This is a genomic window from Pseudomonas ficuserectae (assembly GCF_024584585.1).
In the GTDB taxonomy this organism is placed as follows: Bacteria; Pseudomonadota; Gammaproteobacteria; order Pseudomonadales; family Pseudomonadaceae; genus Aquipseudomonas; species Aquipseudomonas amygdali.
Genome location: NZ_CP085684.1, coordinates 3,797,159 through 3,816,219, shown reverse-complemented (window position 1 = coordinate 3,816,219; position 19,061 = coordinate 3,797,159). Strand labels below are relative to the sequence as shown.

Genomic DNA, 19,061 nt, shown 5'->3' with positions numbered 1-19,061 from the left:
CGGGTTATTCATTTATGTAACAGGCCTTGAACAGACTTCATTCAGAGCCCCTTGCGGCAATGACAGCCGACTCCATGAAGGCTGCCAGATCGGTATTGAAGCGCAATGCTTCTTCCAGAAATGGCGCGTGACCTGAATTTTCGTACACCTTCGATAGAATTCGCGCATTGAGTTGCCGGGCGCGTGCGATGCTGGGCTGAACGTTGACCAGCTCATCCTTGGCACCATACAGCATCAATACCGGCACCTTTGCTTTGGGCAAGCCTTTGGCCACATCGACAGTCATTGCAGGCGTGGCGCGGGTCATCGTCCACGATGCCATCGCAGCATTCGACAAAAGCCGTTCGAAAGTCGGTGCATCTGGCTGTGTGTGGAAGCACAGTCCGAGAAAAGTGCGTACTGCATCAAGGTGTGTCTTCAGGTCCTCTGAACTCAGGCCGGCATATACATGAGGATGGGCTGTAATCAGAGCAGCATTAAGCTCAATGACACCATCAACATACACAACGCCGCCGATCTTCGCGTCACCATAGGCGGCGAGGTAGTTAGACATGACCACGCCCCCCAATGACCAGCCGACCAATACTGGACGCTTGCTGTTCGTGGCTTCAAGTACCGCTGCCAGATCGTCCGCGTAACGACGCCCGTTACGGTACGCCTCGGTATTAGCGGGCTTGTCGGAAAGCCCGTGACCGCGCAGGTCATAGGTAATCATTCGATAACGCTGCAGCTGCGGACTAACGATCTGCTTTTCCCAATTGAGGCGGCTGCCCAGCAAACCGTGAATGAAAATCAGGGCTTGCCCGTTCGGATCGCCTGATTCCTGCACAGCGAGTTCGACGCCGTCAGGGGCTGTGACGGTGTAGTGTTTGTCTACTGCCAGGGCCAGTGACGATAGTCCGGTCAGCAGCGCAGCAAGCAAGGTATTGCGCAGCAGGTGAACGAAGCGAATGTGATTCATGAGGCTATTTCCACGCGGCAGAAGTGATGGGCGCACTGTAGGTCGATGATGTAGGACGGTCTATGACGTAAGATCCTGATAAATTGATTGATCGTCCTGAACTCGAAGTGGCCTTTCTCCATGCAATCCCCGTCAAATGACCCCATCAGCGAGCTGCTGCTCGGTATGCGTCTTTTCGGCGTTCAATTCCGCAGGCTGGAAGTTGTGCCGCCTCTGGGTGTTGGCTTCACTAACGCAATCGGACGAGCACAGTTTCATTTCGTCGGACGTGGGCCTGTCTGGCTACGCAGCGCTGAGAACGTTCTATACAAACTCGATACCGGAGACGCGGTTCTTATTCCGCGCGGTGGGCACCACGCTATGTTGACGATCGAAAACACGTCTGCAAGCGATGTACAGCGGTTTGATCCGTCTACCGGCATCAGCGATGGCGTTCAAGATCGGGCAGATGCCGGGGAGGGCGGAGCTGTTGATCAGGCGATTATCTTCAGCTGTTGCATGGAGTTGGAGCTGGGCGGCATGCAGCCGCTTGTTGCCGCCATGCCGGATGTCATGCAGGTCAGCACTCTGCTGGAGACGTGTCCCGAGCTGCGGCCCATGCTCGCGGCAATGGAGCGTGAAGCCTTGATGCTACAGGCTGGGCACGCAGGCATTCTGGCACGTCTTGCTGAAGTCGTGGCCGCGCTGCTGGTGCGTGGCTGGGTTGCAGGCGGCTGTGGGAATGCCACGGGCTGGCTCGGTGCTTTGCAAGACCCTCGGCTGAGTCGAGCCATCGTTATGATGCACCAGCATCCAGGCAGACGCTGGACGGTAGCTACGCTTGCCCATGAGGCCAGGCATTCTCGATCAGTGTTCGCACAGCGCTTTCTCGAAGCAACGGGTAAGCCGCCATTGCAGTACCTGACGGAGCTGAGAATGCGCCTGGCATTGCACAGCCTGAGCCGCGAGCAGCATTCTGTGGAGGCCGTTGCCAATCAGCTGGGGTACGGTTCATTGGCGGCCTTCAGTCGCGCATTCAAAAGAACGGTGGGCATATCGCCAGGCGCTGTGCGGGTCGCGAAAAGCGTCGACGGGTAACCATTTCAGCCGTTTCCGAAGGCAAAAAAAACCCTGCTCGATAGCAGGGTTTTTTGTTTGCAGATGATTAGCCTGCCACGTGCAGACCGGCATTGACCACCAGATCCAGCAGCGGTTGCGGGTACACGCCCAGCACGAAGGTCAGGATCGCGACGGCCAGCAGCATAACGCCGCCAGTGCGCTGCGCCCAGTTGATCGCTGCATCGTGGCGTGGAAGCTTGTTGTCGACCAGATACATGGTGACCATCACTCTCAGGTAATAGAACACGCCAATGGCGCTACCGATCACCAGTGCTCCGATAAGCCACCACAGTTGCGACTCGACACCGGTGGCAATGATGTAGAACTTGCCGATGAAGCCTGCGGTAAGCGGGATACCTGCCAGCGACAGCATCATCAGGGTCATGACTGCCGTCAGGTAAGGGCGACGCCAGAACAGACCGCGGTATTCGAACATCGCGTCGGCATCACGTCCGTTGTAAGGCGAAGACATCATGGTGATCACGCCGAAGCTGCCCAGCGAGGTCAGGACGTAAGTTGCCAGATAGACACCAATCGCCTCGACCGCCATGCCTTTGCTGGCCACCAGCGCAATCATCAGGTAACCGAAGTGGGCGATGGAGGAGTAGCCCAGCAGACGCTTGAGGTTGGTCTGAGTCAGCGCCAGCAGGTTGCCGACCAGAATCGACGCTACGGCAATGACTGCCAGCACGTCATGCAGTACGCCACTGCTGGCTGCCGGTGAAATCTGGAACAGACGCACCAGTACCGCAAATACCGCCACCTTGCTGGCGGTAGCCAGGAAGGCCGCGACCGGCGCAGGGGCGCCTTCGTAAACGTCCGGTGTCCACAGGTGGAAAGGCACCAGCGACAGCTTGAAGGCCAGGCCGACGGCCATCATGCCCAGACCCAGGCTGGCAATCGGGCTTGGCATCCCTGTCGCGGCAATGGCTTTGCCAATACCCTCGAAGCTCAGCGAGCCAGCTTCTGCGTACAGCAGCGCCATGCCCAACAGCAGGAACGCTGAACCTGCGGCCGATAGCACCATGTACTTGATGCCGCCTTCCAGCGAGCGCTTGTTGAAGAAGGCATACGCCACCAGCCCGTAGACCGGCACCGAGAGCAGCTCCAGACCAATGAACAGCCCGGCCAGGTGTTGAGCGCTGACCAGCACCAGACCACCGGCAGCCGCCAGCAGGATCAGCAGGTAAAGCTCTTCACGGTTGCCTGGATACCCAGCCTTGCCGTCACCCAGATAGGCGTGCGCCATGGTCACGCAAGCGAGGGTAGAGGCGAGAATGATCGCCATGTACAGGCAGGCAAAGTTGTCGATATGCAGCAGTGGTGTCACGACCAGCGGGGCAACTTTCAGCGCCGGATAGATCGACAGCAGGGCCAGGTTGAGACCTGCTACCGAAAGCAGGAACGTTTGCGAGTGATTGCGGCGCCATGCGATCGCCAGCATCACCACTACAACGGTGAGGCTGGTGATCAGCAGTGGCGCAAGCGCAATAAAGTGTTGAATCGTCAGGTCCATAGCGCTCTTACCGGGCCGAAGCGAGTTGAGTGAAGGCAGTGCCTAGCCATTGCTGCACGCCGTGCATGGTCGCTGCCGATGTGTCGAGGAACGGCTGCGGGAAAACCCCGAGCACGACCAGCAACACGGCAAGGCCCAGCACCATGATCATTTCACGTCCGTCCATACCCTTCAGAACCTCGTCGGACTTCGACGGGCCGAAATAGGCGCGGTGGATCATGATCAGCGAGTAGACAGAGCCGAACACCAGGCCGGACGTGGCAATTGCAGTGATCCATGGCGAACTGGCGAAGCTGCCCAGCAGAATCAGGAACTCACCCACGAAGTTGCCCGTGCCCGGCAGACCCAGAGAGGCGGCAGCAAAGAACAGGCTGATGGCCGGGATGTAGGCGATACGCGACCACAGACCGCCCATCTCGCGCATGTCACGAGTGTGCAGGCGCTCGTACAACTGGCCACTGAGGATGAACAGTGCCGCAGCCGACAGGCCGTGGGCAATCATCTGGATCAGTACGCCTTGCAGCGCTTGCTGGCTGCCGGAGTAGATGCCGATCAGTACAAAGCCCATGTGCGAGACGCTTGAGAACGCGATCAGGCGCTTGATATCGGTCTGGGCAAACGCCAGGAATGCGCCGTAGAAGATACCGACTAGGCCCAGCGTCATTGCAATCGGTGCGAACTCGGCCGATGCGTTGGGGAACAGCGGCAGGGCGAAACGCAACAGGCCGTAGGCCGCGGTCTTCAGCAGGATACCTGCCAGGTCGACAGAACCGGCAGTCGGTGCCTGGGCATGCGCATCCGGAAGCCAGGAGTGCAACGGAACCACTGGCAGCTTCACGGCAAAGGCAATAAAGAAGCCCAGCATCAGGATGTATTCGGTCCCCGGTGCCAGTTTGGTCTTCAGCAGGTCAGCGTAGGCAAAGGTGATCACGCCTGTCTGATTGAAGTGCACCAGCACCAGACCCAGGATCGCCACCAGCATGATCAGGCCGCTGGCCTGAGTGAAGATGAAGAACTTGGTTGCGGCGTAGATACGAGTCTTCTTGCCGTCCGAAGAGCTGTGACCCCAGAGCGCGATGAGGAAATACATCGGCACCAGCATCATTTCCCAGAAGAAGAAGAACATGAACAGGTCGATGGCCAGGAACACGCCGACCACACCGCCCAGAATCCACATCAGGTTCAGGTGGAAGAAGCCTACCTTGCGCTGGATTTCCTTCCACGAGCACAGTACCGACAACACGCCGAGCAGGCCGGTCAGCAGGATCATCAGCAGAGACAGGCCATCGAGTGCCAGATGCACGTCGATGCCGAAGCGGGTGATCCACGGGTGGTGAAATTCCAGGGCCCAGGTCGGGTCGGCGCCAGGCACCGGCGCATAGCCGAAATTGCCGGTAGCCCACAGCCAGAGGCCGAGAACCAGTTCGAGGGTCATTGTCAGCAGCGCGATCCAGCGCGGCAGGGTAGAGCCGAAGCGCTCACCCAGCCAGCACAGCAGGCCGCCGATAAAGGGGATCAGGATTAGCCAGGGCAGAATCATGACGGGCTCAATTCCTTTCGCAAATTCGCAAGGTTCATATCAGATCGCAACCAGAACGACGGCACCGAGTACCAGAACGGCACCCACGGCGATCGAGGCAGCATACCAACGCAACTGGCCGGTCTCGGTGCGGCTCATGGTGTCATGACCGCCTTTGACCAGACGTGGGATCAAGCCGATGGTGCAGTCGAACGGATCACTACGCAGTACATGGCTGATTGCCAGATACGGCTTGACGAACAGCTTGTCGTAGATCCAGTCGAAGCCCCATGCCGCGAACCACCAGGCCGAGAGGAAACGGCCCGGAGCGCTGTTGGCGATAGCCGTCGCCAGGCGGCGCTTGCCGAGAAACAGCAGCGCTGCCAGCAGGATACCGGCCAGGGCGATGGCGCCAGAGGCGATTTCCAGACTGTGTTTGGCTTCGCCACCGGCATGGCCGACGCTCTGCGGTAGAACACCTGCCAGTGGCGGGGTGATCAGCGCGCCAATGAACGTCGACAGCACGATCAGTACCGACAGCGGCAACCAGTGAGCAATACCGTGACCTGCGTGTGCTTCGGTCTTGGCTTCACCGTGGAACGCGATGAAGATCAGACGGAAGGTGTACAGCGACGTCATGAACGCGCCCACCAGACCGGCATACAACAGGCCATTGTTACCGCTGGCGAATGCTTCCCAGAGAATTTCATCCTTGGAGTAGAAGCCTGCCGTCAACAGCGGCAGGGCAGCCAGTGCTGCACCGCCGACGATGAAGCTGGCATAGGCCAATGGTAGTTTCTTCCACAGGCCGCCCATCTTGAAGATGTTCTGCTCGTGATGGCAGGCAACGATCACCGCACCGGAAGCAAGGAAAAGCAGCGCCTTGAAGAAGGCGTGTGTCATCAGGTGGAAAATCGCGCCTTCCCAAGCGCCTACGCCCAATGCCAGGAACATGTAACCGATCTGACTCATGGTCGAGTAGGCGAGGATACGCTTGATGTCGGTCTGCACCAGTGCGGCGAAACCCGCCAGAACCAGCGTCACGCCGCCGACAATGCCGACCAGATGCAGTATGTCCGGTGCCAGTGCGAACAGGCCGTGAGTCCGCGCGATCAGGTAGACGCCCGCGGTAACCATGGTTGCTGCGTGAATCAGTGCCGAAACCGGTGTAGGACCGGCCATCGCATCTGCCAGCCAGGTTTGCAGTGGCAGTTGTGCCGATTTACCGACAGCACCGCCCAGCAGCATCAACGTTGCCAGCACGATCCAGAAATCGCCGACTTTGAAGTGCTCCGGTGCCTTGACCAGCAACTCCTGCACATTGAGCGTACCCAATTGCTGAAACAGGATGAACAGGCCGATGGCCATGAACACGTCGCCGATACGCGTAACGATAAATGCCTTGAGTGCTGCGTTGCCGTTGTTACGGTTGCTGTAATAGAAACCGATCAACAGGTAGCTGCACAGGCCCACACCTTCCCAACCGAAGTAGAGGAACAGCAGGTTGTCGCCCAGAACAAGGAACAACATGCTGGCAATGAACAGGTTGGTGTAGGAGAAGAAGCGCGAGTAGCCCGCTTCACCGCGCATGTACCAGGACGCAAACAGGTGAATCAGGAAACCGACGCCAACCACTACGCCCAGCATCGTGACGGACAGACCGTCCAGATACAGCGCGAAGTTGGGTTGGAAGCCATCAACGTCCATCCAGCGCCACAGCACCTGGGTGTAGTTACCACCTTCCGGTGGCGCAACGTTGAACTGCCAGATGACCCAGGCCGTGACAATGGCTGACAGGCCGATAGAGCCGACGCCAATCAGCGCCGCGAGGTTTTCCGAGATGCGTCCGCGAGAGAACGACAGCAATAGAAAGCCGATGAGGGGGAATACGAAAGTCAGAAAGAGAAGATTCATCCGCGCATCTCGCTGGCAGCATCGATATCGAGAGTGTGGAAGCGGCGATACAGTTGCATAAGGATCGCCAGGCCGATACTGGCCTCGGCTGCCGCAAGGCTGATCACCAGGATGAACATGACCTGCCCATCCGGTTGCGCCCAACGACTGCCGGCAACTACGAACGCCAGTGCAGAGGCGTTCATCATGATTTCCAGACTCATCAAAACGAAGAGAATGTTACGGCGCACCATCAGGCCGACCAGACCCAGGCAGAACAGGACCCCGGCGACCGCCAGACCGTGCTCAAGAGGGATAGCATTCATTGGCTTGGCTCCTTGGCCTCGTTGCGGCCCAGATGGAATGCCGTGACGGCTGCAGCAAGCAGCAGCATCGAGGCGAGTTCCACCACCAGCAGATAAGGCCCGAACAGGCTGATGCCGACTGCCTTGGCGTCGACTGTGGTGTGACCGATTGCAGCGCCGGTTGGATTGGCGAACAGTACGTACAGTAACTCGGCCAGCAACAGCGTGCCGAGAATCACCGGACCAATCCAGATGCCGGGTTTGAGCCATGCACGCTCTTGCTGAACCGAGGCTGGGCCGAGGTTCAGCATCATCACCACAAACACGAACAGGACCATGATCGCGCCCGCATAGGCAATGACTTCCAACACACCGGCAAACGGCGCACCGAGGCTGAAAAAAGTCATGGCCACAGCGATCAGCGAGATGATCAGGTAGAGCAGGGCATGCACCGGATTCGTGTTGGTGATCACCCGCAGGGTGGACACAACAGCGATACCGGATGCGAAGTAGAAAGCGAATTCCATCTTTACTTCCTTAAGGCAGCAAGCTCTTGACGTTGATCGGCTCGGCTTCATTCTGTGCGGAGCCCTTGGGCTTGCCGCCGATGGCCATACCGGCAACGCGATAGAAGTTGTAGTCAGGGTTCTTGCCGGGACCGGAGATCAGCAGATCTTCCTTCTCGTACACCAGATCCTGACGCTTGAAGTCGGCCATCTCGAAGTCCGGTGTAAGCTGGATTGCGGTAGTCGGACACGCTTCTTCACACAGGCCGCAGAAAATGCAGCGCGAGAAGTTGATGCGGAAAAAGTCCGGGTACCAGCGTCCGTCCTCTGTCTCGGCCTTCTGCAGCGAAATACAGCCGACCGGGCATGCCACTGCACACAGGTTGCAGGCTACGCAGCGCTCTTCGCCGTCAGGGTCGCGGGTCAGAACGATGCGGCCACGGTAGCGGGGCGGCAGATATACCTGTTCTTCGGGATATTGCAGGGTGTCGCGTTTGCGGAAGCCGTGGCCGAAGACCATGACCAGGCTGCGCAACTGGGTACCTGTACCCTTAACGATGTCACCAATATATTTGAACATGGGTCAAATCCTCACTGAACCGAGCCTGCCGGTGTGTTCAACAACACAATCGCAGCAGTCACCAGCAAATTGATCAGGGTCAGCGGCAGACAGAACTTCCAGCTGAAATCCATGACCTGGTCATAACGCGGGCGCGGGATGGAAGCGCGCAGCAGAATGAACAGCATGATGAAGAACGCGGTTTTCAAGGCGAACCAGAAGAATGCCAGCGATGGCAGAATGTCGAACGGGCCGTGCCAGCCACCGAAGAACAGCGTGACTAGCAGCGCCGAGATCAAAATGATCCCGATGTATTCGCCCACGAAGAACATGCCCCATTTCATGCCGGCATATTCAATGTGGTAGCCGTCAGCAAGTTCCTGCTCGGCTTCCGGTTGGTCGAACGGGTGGCGGTGAGTGACCGCAACACCCGCGATGAAGAACGTACAGAAGCCGAAGAACTGCGGAATGATGAACCACAGGTTCTGCGCCTGATATTCAACGATGTCGCGCATGTTGAACGAGCCGACCTGAACCACGATGCCCATCAGCGCTAGGCCCATGAACACTTCGTAGGATACGGTTTGTGCCGAAGCTCGCAGGCTGCCCAGCAGGGCGAACTTGTTATTGCTCGACCAGCCGGCGAACAGCACCGCATACACCGACAGACCCGCCATGGCGAAGAAGAACAGCAGACCGATGTTCAGGTCCGCCACGCCCCATGTCGGGGTGATCGGGATGACCGCAAAGGCGATCAGCAGGGCGCTCATGGCAACCACCGGCGCCAGGGTGAAGATCACCTTGTCGGCGAACGGTGGGGTCCAGTCTTCCTTGAAGAACATCTTCAGCATGTCGGCTGCGATCTGGAACATGCCGAACGGACCCACACGGTTCGGACCATAACGGTCCTGCCACCAGCCCAGCAGACGACGTTCGATGAAGCTCAGCAGGGCACCACAAACCACGACCGCCAGCAACACCACGATGGCCTTGACCACTGCAATGATTGCGTCGATCACATCAGGGGTAAACCAGGTCATTGCGCTGCCTCCTGCAGACGGTCAACGGATTTGCCGAAGAGTGCTGGCGGAATGCCAGGCAGTCCTGCCGGCAATGCCACAAGGCCTGCGCCCAGTTCTTCGCTGATGCGCAACGGCAAGGTCAGCGTTTCACCGCCGATGCTCAAGGAGAGCAGGGCACCGTCGTTGACGCCGAGACGATCGGCTTCGGACTTGGCCACTGCGACATAGGCCTGCGGGATGCGTTCCTGAACCGGCGCGGCCAGAGACGAGGTTTCGTCGCTGCCGAACAGGTGGAAGAACGGCACGACCTGCCAGGTGCCGCGCTCTGGAGAGAACGCACGTGGCACGCTGGAGAACCACGATAGACCATCGCCCTGGCTTTCGATCAGGCGAGTGCCCGGGTCGCCGGCGCGCAAGTGACCGCCGACTTCGTCCTGGAATTTGTTCCAGGCCTGCGGCGAGTTCCAACCCGGAGACCAGGCGAACGGCACTTGCTGACGAGGTTCGGCGGAACCTGAATAACCTTCCATGGAGAAGGAGAACGCTGTATCGATGTCTTGCGAGGTGCGCGGCTCATGCACGCTGATGTTGGCGCGCATCGCCGTGCGACCACTGTAGCGCAGTGGTTCACGAGCCAGTTTAAGGCCCTTGATCCGGAACGAGGCAGACGGCGCAGCGTTGACGATACCCGCCAGTTGCGGGGTGCTGCTGGCGCAGGCTTCGGTGACGTGATCGAGTTGCGTCCAGTCGACCGGCTTGTTCAACAAAGTGGCGCGCAGGGCGTGCAGCCAGCGCCAGCCCTCGTGAACCAGAATGCTGGCATCCAGGTAGGTCGGATCGAACACCTGGAAGAAGCGCTGGGCGCGGCCTTCCTGGCTGACCAGCGTGCCGTCGCCTTCCGCGAAGCTGGCAGCGGGCAGAACCAGATGCGCACGATCACTGGTCGGGGTTTTCTGGTGGTCGGCGACGATCACGACTTTCGCAGCGCTCAGCGCAGCGTCGACAATTTTGGCGTCTACACGGCGATACAGATCGTTTTCCAGTACCACGATGGCGTCGGCCTGGCCGGAAATCACCGCTTGCAGAGCGGCATCGACAGAATCGCCACCAAACATTGCCAGACCCATGCTGTTGGCTTCCGGCACGATCAGGCTGATGGAGCCTTGCTTGTCGCGCAGCTTCAAGGCCTTGGCAATGTTTGCTGCTGCCTCGATCAGCGCTGTCGAACCCAGCGAGCTGCCGGAAATGATCAGCGGACGTTTAGCCGCGAGCAGGGCGTCGGCAATACGTTGCGCCAGTTCCAGCGCCTCGCTGTCCAGACCTTCTACGGCAGGTGCGCTGGCATCCAGTGCATGGGCTACGGCAAAACCGATACGCGCCAGATCATCGGGCGCTGCATGTACGCATTCTTCTGCAATATCGTCGAGACGGGTTTCAGCCAGGCTGGCGATGAACAGCGGATTGAGCTCGTGCTGACCGATGTTCTTCACGGCCGCGTCGAGCCACGGCTGGACTTTCATCGCCGCAGCCATGTCTTCAGCCTTGCCTTTGACGGCTTGGCGCAAGCCCAGGGCCATACGTGCCGCCGTCTGGGTCAGGTCCTCGCCGAGGACGAAGATGGCATCGTGATCTTCGATGTCACGCAGGGTCGGGATCGGCAGCGGGCTGTCATTCAGCACCTTGAGGATCAGGCGCACACGCTCCAGCTCGCCGGCTTCGATGCCGCTGTAGAAATGCTCGGCTCCGACCAGTTCGCGCAGTGCGTAGTTACTTTCAAGGCTGGCGCGAGGTGAGCCGATACCGACGATGTTGCGGCCGCGCAACAGATCCGCTGCCTTGTCCAGTGCTTCGTCAAGGCTCAGTTTGACCTGGCCTTCAGCGAGCAGCGGCTGACGTGGACGGTCTGTGCGGTTGACGTAGCCGTAGCCGAAACGGCCGCGGTCGCAGAGAAAGTACTGGTTGACCGAGCCGTTGTAGCGGTTTTCGATACGGCGCAATTCACCGTAACGCTCACCCGGGCTAATGTTGCAGCCGCTGGAGCAACCGTGGCAGATGCTTGGCGAGAACTGCATGTCCCACTTGCGGTTGTAGCGCTCGGAGTGGGTTTTGTCGGTGAACACACCGGTCGGACAGACCTCGGTGAGGTTGCCGGAGAACTCGCTTTCCAGCGTGCCGTCTTCAACGCGACCGAAGTAAACATTGTCGTGAGCGCCGTAAACGCCCAGGTCAGTGCCGCCTGCGTAGTCTTTATAGAAGCGTACGCACCGATAACAGGCGATGCAGCGGTTCATCTCATGCGCGATGAACGGCCCCAGCTCCTGATTCTGGTGAGTACGCTTGGTGAAGCGATAACGGCGCTCGTTGTGGCCGGTCATCACTGTCATGTCCTGCAGGTGGCAGTGACCGCCTTCTTCGCAGACCGGGCAGTCATGCGGGTGGTTGGTCATCAGCCATTCGACGACACTGGCCCGGAAGGCCTTGGACTCTTCATCTTCGATGGAGATCCAGGTGTTGTCGGTGGCTGGCGTCATGCAGGACATGACGATACGACCACGGGTGTCGTTCTCGTCGGTGTACTGCTTGACCGCGCACTGGCGACAGGCGCCAACGCTGCCAAGGGCGGGGTGCCAGCAGAAATAAGGGATATCGAGGCCCAGCGACAGACATGCCTGTAACAGGTTGTCTGCACCATCGACTTCGAGCGCTTTGCCGTCTACGTGAATAGTAGCCATGGTTCAAAGGTCTTCGTTGGCCCGTTGTCAGCGGGCGTGGCTAATGGAATCTCGGTAGTACCCGTATCGTTCAGCCCAAGGGGCGTCAGCAGGTACGAGGACGGCAGCCCGAACAGCCGCCGACCGTTGTGTCTTGTTATGCGCCGACCACGGTCGGACTTTTGCCCGGAACGAGCGTGGTTGCGCTGGCCGGCGCAATACCGGCTTCGAACTCCGAACGGAAATACTTGATCGCACTGCCCAGCGGTTCAACAGCGCCCGGTGCATGGGCGCAGAAGGTCTTGCCTGGGCCGAGGAAATTGACCAGACCCAGCAGGGTTTCGATATCCCCCGGCTGCCCCTGACCCTTCTCGATGGCGCGAAGCATTTTTACGCTCCATGGCAAACCGTCGCGGCATGGGGTGCAGAAGCCGCAGGACTCCTGAGCGAAGAACTCTTCCATGTTGCGCAGCAGTGAAACCATGTTGACCGAATCGTCGACGGCCATCGCCAGACCGGTGCCCATCCGGGTACCGACCTTGGCAATGCCGCCTGCGTACATCTGGGCGTCCAGATGCTCTGGCAGCAGGAAACCCGTACCGGCGCCGCCGGGTTGCCAGCACTTGAGCTTGAAGCCATCGCGCATGCCACCGGCGTAGTCTTCGAACAGTTCGCGAGCCTGTACGCCAAATGGCAGCTCCCACAAACCCGGATTTTTAACCTTGCCGGAGAAGCCCATCAGCTTGGTGCCGTGGTCTTCACTGCCTTCGCGGGCCAGCGACTTGTACCAGTCGTTGCCGTTATTGACGATGGCGGGCACGTTGCACAGGGTTTCGACGTTGTTTACACAGGTCGGCTTGCCCCAGACGCCTACGGCAGCAGGGAAGGGCGGCTTGGAGCGCGGGTTGGCGCGGCGGCCTTCCAGCGAGTTGATCAGCGCGGTTTCTTCACCGCAGATGTAACGACCGGCACCGGTGTGCACGAACAGTTCAAAGTCGAAGCCGGTGCCGAGGATGTTCTTGCCCAGCAGGCCGGCAGCCTTCGCTTCGGCCACGGCGCGGTTCAAGTGCTTGGCGGCCGTTACGTATTCGCCACGCAGGAAGATATAGCCACGATAGGCTTTCAGCGCACGCGCACTGATCAGCATGCCCTCGACCAGCAGATGGGGCAGTTGCTCCATCAGCATGCGGTCTTTCCAGGTATTGGGTTCCATCTCATCCGCATTGCACAGCAAATAGCGGATGTTCATGGATTCGTCTTTGGGCATCAGGCCCCATTTAACGCCGGTAGGGAAGCCCGCACCGCCGCGGCCCTTGAGGCCCGAGTCCTTGACCGACTGGACGATATCGTCAGGCGACTGTTGCGTCAGCGCCTTGCGCGCTGCTGCATAACCGTCTTTGGCCTGATACTCGTCGAGCCAGACCGGCTCGCCGTCGTCACGCAGACGCCAGGTCAGCGGGTGGGTTTCTGCCGTGCGCGCAATGCGGTTGGCAGGGCCGAAGGAAGTGATGGTCATAGGTAACCCTCCAGCATCTTGGCAACGCCAGCAGGCTGTACATCGCCGAAAGTGTCGTCGTCGACCATCACGGCCGGTGCCTTGTCGCAGTTGCCGAGGCAGCAGACCGGCAGCAAGGTGAAGCGACCGTCAGCGGTGGTCTGACCCAGGCCGATACCCAGTGAACTCTTGATCTCGTCTACCACGTTTTCATGGCCGCCGATGAAGCACACCATGCTGTTGCAGACACGAATGATGTGACGTCCGACCGGCTGGCGGAAGATCTGGCTGTAAAAGGTTGCAACACCTTCGACGTCGCTGGCGGGGATGCCGAGCAAATCGCCGATTGCGTAGATGGCACCATCGGGCACCCAGCCACGCTCTTTCTGAACGATCTTCAGGGCCTCGATGGACGCCGCACGCGGGTCTTCGTAGTGATGCATCTCGTGCTCGATGGCCGAGCGCTCGGTTTCGCTCAGGGCGAAACGGTCAGTCTGGATTAGCGGGCTATTCATGCTTAGCGGTCCACGTCGGCCATAACGAAATCGATACTACCCAGGTACGCGATCAAGTCCGCGACCATGCTGCCTTTGATCACCGAAGGGATCTGCTGCAGGTGCGGGTAACTCGGGGTGCGGATCCGGGTACGGTAGCTCATGGTGCCGCCGTCGCTCGTCAGGTAATAGCTGTTGATACCCTTGGTCGCTTCGATCATCTGGAAGGACTCGTTGGCCGGCATGACCGGGCCCCACGAAACCTGCAGGAAGTGCGTGATCAGGGTTTCGATGTGCTGCAGGGTGCGCTCTTTCGGTGGCGGCGTGGTCAGCGGATGATCCGCCTTGTATGGGCCTTCCGGCATGTTGCGCATACACTGATCGATGATCTTGATGCTCTGGCGCATCTCTTCTACGCGGACCATGCAGCGGTCGTAAGCGTCGCCGTTCGCGGCCAGCGGTACTTCAAACTCGAAGTTCTCGTAGCCGGAGTAAGGGCGTGCCTTGCGCAAGTCGAAATCGCAGCCGGTGGAGCGCAGGCCTGCACCGGTGACGCCCCATTCCAGGGCCTCTTTGGTGTTGTACGCGGCAACGCCCACGGTACGACCCTTGAGGATGCTGTTCTGCAGGGCAGCCTTGGTGTATTCGTCGAGGCGCTTGGGCAGCCAGTCGACGAAGTCCTTGACCAGTTTCTCCCAGCCACGAGGCAGGTCGTGGGCAACCCCGCCGATGCGATACCAGGCCGGATGCAGACGGAAACCGGTAATGGCTTCGATCACGGTGTAGGCTTTCTGGCGGTCGGTGAACGTAAAGAACACCGGCGTCATGGCACCCACGTCCTGGATGTAGGTACCCAGGAACAGCAGATGGCTGGTGATACGGAAGAACTCGGCCATCATGATGCGGATGACGTCGACCTTTTCCGGCACCTTGATGCCTGCCAGTTTTTCGACCGAGAGTACGTAAGGCAGGTTGTTCATCACCCCGCCGAGATAATCGATGCGGTCGGTGTACGGGATGAAGCTGTGCCAGGACTGACGCTCGGCCATCTTCTCTGCACCACGGTGGTGGTAGCCGATGTCCGGAACGCAGTCGACGATTTCTTCGCCATCCAGCTGCAGAATGATACGGAACGCACCGTGAGCGGAAGGGTGGTTCGGCCCGAGGTTGAGGAACATGTAGTCCTCGTTCGCGCCAGACCGTTTCATGCCCCAGTCTTCCGGACGGAAACGTGCGGCTTCCTCTTCCAGTTGCTGTTTGGCAAGTGTCAGGCTGTAGGGGTCAAACTCCGTCGCGCGGGCAGGGAAGTCCTTGCGCAGCGGGTGACCTTCCCAGGTTGGCGGCATCATGATGCGGCTTAGATGCGGGTGTCCCGGAAAGTCGATTCCGAACATGTCCCAGACTTCGCGCTCATACCAGTTGGCATTTGGCCAGATACTGGTGATGGTTGGCACACTCAGGTCGCTTTCAGACAGCGCTACCTTGATCATCACGTCGCTGTTTCGCTCGATCGACAGCAGGTGATAGAACACGGTGAAGTCTGCACCGGGCAGGCCGCGACGGTTGGTACGCAGACGCTCGTCCACGCCATGCAGGTCATAGAGCATGGAGTAGGGTTTGGGGACGTTGCGCAGGAACGTCAGAATTTCAAACAGCCGAGCGCGCTCGACCCACAGCACCGGCATGCCGGTGCGGGTTGGCTGGGCAGTGAACGCCTCGGCGCCAAAACGGTTGTTCAGTTCAACGACGACGTCTTGGTCGTCAGCCTTGTAAGGCGGGATGTACAGAGCGTTGTCTGCAGTCATAGGTCTCAATCACTTCGGTCAACGTACAGAATCAACCCCGGTTCCTGTCTTTTTTATAAGAAGAACGGGCTGGATCAGACTTCGTCGGGGCTGCGCAGGTTGGTCACCTGAATACGCTGTTCGCGGCGCTGTTCCTTTTGCGACGGCATCTCGGCGCGGTATACGCCTTGATCGCCAACGACCCAGGAAAGAGGGCGACGCTCCTTGCCGATGGATTCCTGCAGCAGCATCAAGCCTTGCAGAAATGCTTCGGGGCGGGGCGGGCAGCCGGGCACGTAGACATCCACGGGAAGGAATTTGTCCACCCCCTGGACCACTGAGTAGATGTCGTACATGCCACCGGAGTTGGCACATGAACCCATGGAGATGACCCACTTGGGTTCGAGCATTTGCTCGTAGAGACGCTGGATGATCGGTGCCATCTTGATGAAGCAGGTACCGGCAATGACCATGAAATCCGCCTGCCGTGGCGACGCCCGGATGACTTCCGCACCGAAACGCGCGATATCGTGAGGGGCCGTGAAGGCGGTGGTCATTTCCACATAGCAGCACGACAGGCCGAAGTTGTAGGGCCACAGGGAGTTTTTACGTCCCCAGTTGACCGCACCATTCAGCACGTCTTCCAGCTTGCCCATGTAGATGTTTTTGTGGACTTGATCTTCTAACGGATCGGAAACGGTTTCCCGTTTGCCGATGGGGTACTGCTCGTTAGGAGCGTCCGGGTCGATCCTGGTGAGATTATATTGCATCGCCAAAGCCTCATTGTTTCAGCTTCGCTTGCCGATTACGGCGACCTTCAGGAGCCCAGTCAAGAGCGCCAACCCGCCATAGGTAGACAAGACCTGCCAACAGAATTGCTATGAAAACGAGAGCTTCGACGAATCCGGTCCAGCCGCTTTCGCGGACGGACACAGACCAGGCAAAGAGAAAGAGGGCTTCGATGTCAAAGATCACGAAGAGCATCGCGACCAGATAGAATTTTGCGGAGAGCCGCAGGCGCGCACTGCCGGTAGGCAGCATGCCGGATTCGAAAGGTTCGTTCTTGCTGCGGCCCCAGGCTTTGCTTCCGAGCAGGCTGGACAGGCCGAGCATGAAGGCGCAGAGGCCGACAACACCCAAAAGGAAAATGGCGAAGCCCCAGTTATGGGCAATCAGACCTGTCGATTCGGGCATGCTGGCAGTCCTTGTTAGAGAGCAAAGGTCTCTGTGCTTGATAAAGAGTCGAGGCAGTGACGAAATGTCGCAGTGCGGTCAACGGATTGATTTTATGTGCAAACAGTTGGCAAGTAAATTTTCTACATGAAATTTATTTACGAAATTAATCTCCCGCCGTCCTTTATCAGGGCTGTAAGGCATGCCAGCCGGGCGTCAGCAAGGTTTTGGCTAATTATGTTTCTCGGTGACGAAAAGGAACGAAAGGCAATTTGAATGATAATTAATATCATTTAAATGGGCCTGCATAGTTCGCAAAAGGATAGTCGGAGCATAGTTATGCAGGGCACCGCTTATAAAGTGCGGTTTTTATAGCATCTTTCACGAGCTGCACATTGTCCGAAATCAATACAGGCACTATCTGACACAAAACACAGACCGCCCTTACGGACGGTCTGTGTTTTCAACGCGTTGCGCGGTGTCTCAGTGGAATTGCTCTTCTTCCGTCGAGCCGGTCAGTGCGGTTACCGACGATACGCCGCCCTGAATCACGGTGGTCATGTCATCGAAATACCCCGTGCCCACTTCCTGCTGGTGGGCCACGAAGGTATAGCCTTTGGCAGCATTGGCGAATTCCTGTTCCTGTAGCTTCACGTAGGCAGTCATGTCGTTGCGGGCGTAGTCGTGCGCCAGGTTGAACATGCTGTGCCACATGTTGTGAATGCCCGCCAGGGTGATGAACTGGTACTTGTAGCCCATGGCCGAAAGCTCGCGCTGAAACTTGGCGATGGTTGCGTCGTCGAGGTTTTTCTTCCAGTTGAAGGACGGCGAGCAGTTGTAGGAAAGCAATTGGTCCGGGTACTCCTTCTTGATTGCTTCGGCGAAGCGGCGTGCCTCGTCCAGATCCGGCTTGGCGGTTTCACACCAGATCAGGTCGGCATAAGGCGCGTAGGCGAGGCCGCGGGAGATTGCCTGATCCAGACCGGCACGTACTTTGTAGAAGCCCTCATGAGTCCGTTCGCCGGTCACGAACGGCTTGTCATAGGGGTCGCAATCGGAAGTCAGCAGGTCGGCAGCGTTGGCGTCGGTGCGGGCCAGAATGATCGTCGGCACACCGGCCACGTCGGCGGCCAGGCGCGCAGCAACCAGTTTTTGAACCGCTTCCTGAGTCGGGACAAGCACTTTGCCGCCCATGTGGCCGCATTTCTTCACTGATGCCAACTGATCTTCAAAATGCACCCCCGCGGCCCCCGCCTCGATCATGTTTTTCATCAGCTCGTACGCATTGAGCACGCCGCCGAATCCGGCCTCTGCGTCGGCCACGATGGGCGCGAAATAGTCGATATAACCTTCGTCACCCGGAGCCTTGCCGGCTTTCCACTGGATTTGATCGGCGCGGCGGAACGAATTGTTGATGCGTTTGACCACGGTTGGCACCGAGTCGACCGGGTACAGCGACTGATCCGGGTACATCGATTCGGCAGAGTTGTTGTCGGCAGCAACCTGCCAGCCGGAAAGGTAGATGGCCTGAATACCGGCCTTGACCTGCTGCACGGCCTGACCGCCGGTCAGAGCGCCCATGCAGTTGACGAAGTCCTTGTCTGGCCGGAAAGACGGCCTGGCACCTTGGGTCACCAGATTCCACAGTTTGTCAGCGCCCAGCCGTGCAAAGGTATGTTCGGGTTGAACCGAGCCACGCAAGCGGACCACATCGGCTGCGGAGTAAGTACGGGTCACGTTTTTCCAGCGCGGATTTTCGGCCCAGTCTTTTTCGAGAGCGGCTATTTGTTGTTCGCGTGTCAGTGCCATTTTGTAAACCCCGAGAAGTAGGTCTTGATTAGAAGTCCTGCTCCGCCAAAACGCCTCGTTTATCGAAGGCACTGTAGATGGCTGCTCGCTGCTCGGAGAGCGACAATCAAAGGCTTTTTGCGCAGCCTCCGATCAGCGGGAGCGAGGCAATCATGCCTCGGGGTATCGGGGTCGTCAAACTATTTGTAGTACTTTTTTAATCTCACTACATAATTA

Annotated in this window: 16 protein-coding genes; 1 reads left to right on the top strand and 15 read right to left on the bottom strand. The window is 58.6% G+C overall.

Translation table 11 applies throughout. The features are described from left to right. Positions 1-37 precede the first annotated feature (37 nt). On the bottom strand, positions 38-961 hold the full coding sequence (locus LJU29_RS16710) for an alpha/beta fold hydrolase (protein WP_004659455.1): 924 nt from the start codon (positions 959-961) through the stop codon (positions 38-40). Between the two features lie 120 nt (positions 962-1,081). Between LJU29_RS16710 and LJU29_RS16705 the strand changes: the two genes are divergently transcribed. After that, positions 1,082-2,038 carry an AraC family transcriptional regulator gene (locus LJU29_RS16705; RefSeq protein ID WP_054996824.1) on the top strand — a complete coding sequence of 319 codons (957 nt, stop codon included), beginning with the start codon at positions 1,082-1,084 and terminating at the stop codon, positions 2,036-2,038. Between the two features lie 67 nt (positions 2,039-2,105). Here the strand turns inward: LJU29_RS16705 and nuoN are convergent, their stop codons facing one another. The 14 genes from nuoN to aceA form a co-directional block, all read right to left on the bottom strand. Beyond that, positions 2,106-3,575, bottom strand: a complete 1,470-nt coding sequence (gene nuoN / locus LJU29_RS16700; RefSeq protein ID WP_257110957.1) for an NADH-quinone oxidoreductase subunit NuoN — start codon at positions 3,573-3,575, stop codon at positions 2,106-2,108. Between the two features lie 7 nt (positions 3,576-3,582). After that, positions 3,583-5,115, bottom strand: coding sequence for an NADH-quinone oxidoreductase subunit M (gene nuoM, locus LJU29_RS16695; RefSeq protein WP_004665700.1), 1,533 nt, complete (start codon positions 5,113-5,115; stop codon positions 3,583-3,585). Between the two features lie 39 nt (positions 5,116-5,154). Further along, on the bottom strand, positions 5,155-7,008 hold the full coding sequence (nuoL, locus tag LJU29_RS16690; RefSeq protein WP_257110956.1) for an NADH-quinone oxidoreductase subunit L: 1,854 nt from the start codon (positions 7,006-7,008) through the stop codon (positions 5,155-5,157). Further along, positions 7,005-7,313, bottom strand: coding sequence for an NADH-quinone oxidoreductase subunit NuoK (gene nuoK / locus LJU29_RS16685; RefSeq protein ID WP_002554020.1), 309 nt, complete (start codon positions 7,311-7,313; stop codon positions 7,005-7,007). The genes nuoL and nuoK overlap by 4 nt, the downstream gene beginning before the upstream one ends. After that, positions 7,310-7,819: an NADH-quinone oxidoreductase subunit J gene (gene nuoJ / locus LJU29_RS16680; protein WP_004659468.1), complete on the bottom strand. Its 510-nt coding sequence runs from the start codon at positions 7,817-7,819 to the stop codon at positions 7,310-7,312. Before nuoJ ends, nuoK begins: the two co-directional genes overlap by 4 nt. Before the next feature lie 10 nt (positions 7,820-7,829). Further along, a complete protein-coding gene (nuoI, locus tag LJU29_RS16675; protein ID WP_002554018.1) occupies positions 7,830-8,378 on the bottom strand; it encodes an NADH-quinone oxidoreductase subunit NuoI in 549 nt (182 codons plus the stop codon). An 11-nt stretch (positions 8,379-8,389) separates the two neighbouring features. Continuing rightward, on the bottom strand, positions 8,390-9,397 hold the full coding sequence (gene nuoH / locus LJU29_RS16670; RefSeq protein ID WP_003371726.1) for an NADH-quinone oxidoreductase subunit NuoH: 1,008 nt from the start codon (positions 9,395-9,397) through the stop codon (positions 8,390-8,392). Continuing rightward, positions 9,394-12,111, bottom strand: coding sequence for an NADH-quinone oxidoreductase subunit NuoG (gene nuoG, locus LJU29_RS16665; RefSeq protein WP_005755616.1), 2,718 nt, complete (start codon positions 12,109-12,111; stop codon positions 9,394-9,396). The genes nuoH and nuoG overlap by 4 nt, the downstream gene beginning before the upstream one ends. A gap of 136 nt (positions 12,112-12,247) precedes the next feature. After that, on the bottom strand, positions 12,248-13,606 hold the full coding sequence (nuoF, locus tag LJU29_RS16660; protein ID WP_002554015.1) for an NADH-quinone oxidoreductase subunit NuoF: 1,359 nt from the start codon (positions 13,604-13,606) through the stop codon (positions 12,248-12,250). Then, positions 13,603-14,100, bottom strand: a complete 498-nt coding sequence (gene nuoE, locus LJU29_RS16655) for an NADH-quinone oxidoreductase subunit NuoE (RefSeq protein WP_002554014.1) — start codon at positions 14,098-14,100, stop codon at positions 13,603-13,605. Before nuoE ends, nuoF begins: the two co-directional genes overlap by 4 nt. Positions 14,101-14,102: 2 nt before the next feature. Then, entirely contained in the window at positions 14,103-15,884 is a 1,782-nt protein-coding gene (gene nuoC / locus LJU29_RS16650) for an NADH-quinone oxidoreductase subunit C/D (protein ID WP_002554013.1), read from the bottom strand. Between the two features lie 74 nt (positions 15,885-15,958). Beyond that, positions 15,959-16,633, bottom strand: coding sequence for a NuoB/complex I 20 kDa subunit family protein (locus LJU29_RS16645; RefSeq protein WP_002554012.1), 675 nt, complete (start codon positions 16,631-16,633; stop codon positions 15,959-15,961). Positions 16,634-16,643: 10 nt separating this feature from the next. After that, positions 16,644-17,057 (bottom strand): NADH-quinone oxidoreductase subunit A, encoded by a 414-nt coding sequence (locus LJU29_RS16640; RefSeq protein WP_002554011.1) that lies wholly within the window; start codon positions 17,055-17,057, stop codon positions 16,644-16,646. Positions 17,058-17,519: 462 nt separating this feature from the next. Beyond that, positions 17,520-18,845: an isocitrate lyase gene (gene aceA / locus LJU29_RS16635; RefSeq protein ID WP_257110955.1), complete on the bottom strand. Its 1,326-nt coding sequence runs from the start codon at positions 18,843-18,845 to the stop codon at positions 17,520-17,522. Between the last annotated feature and the right edge of the window lie 216 nt (positions 18,846-19,061).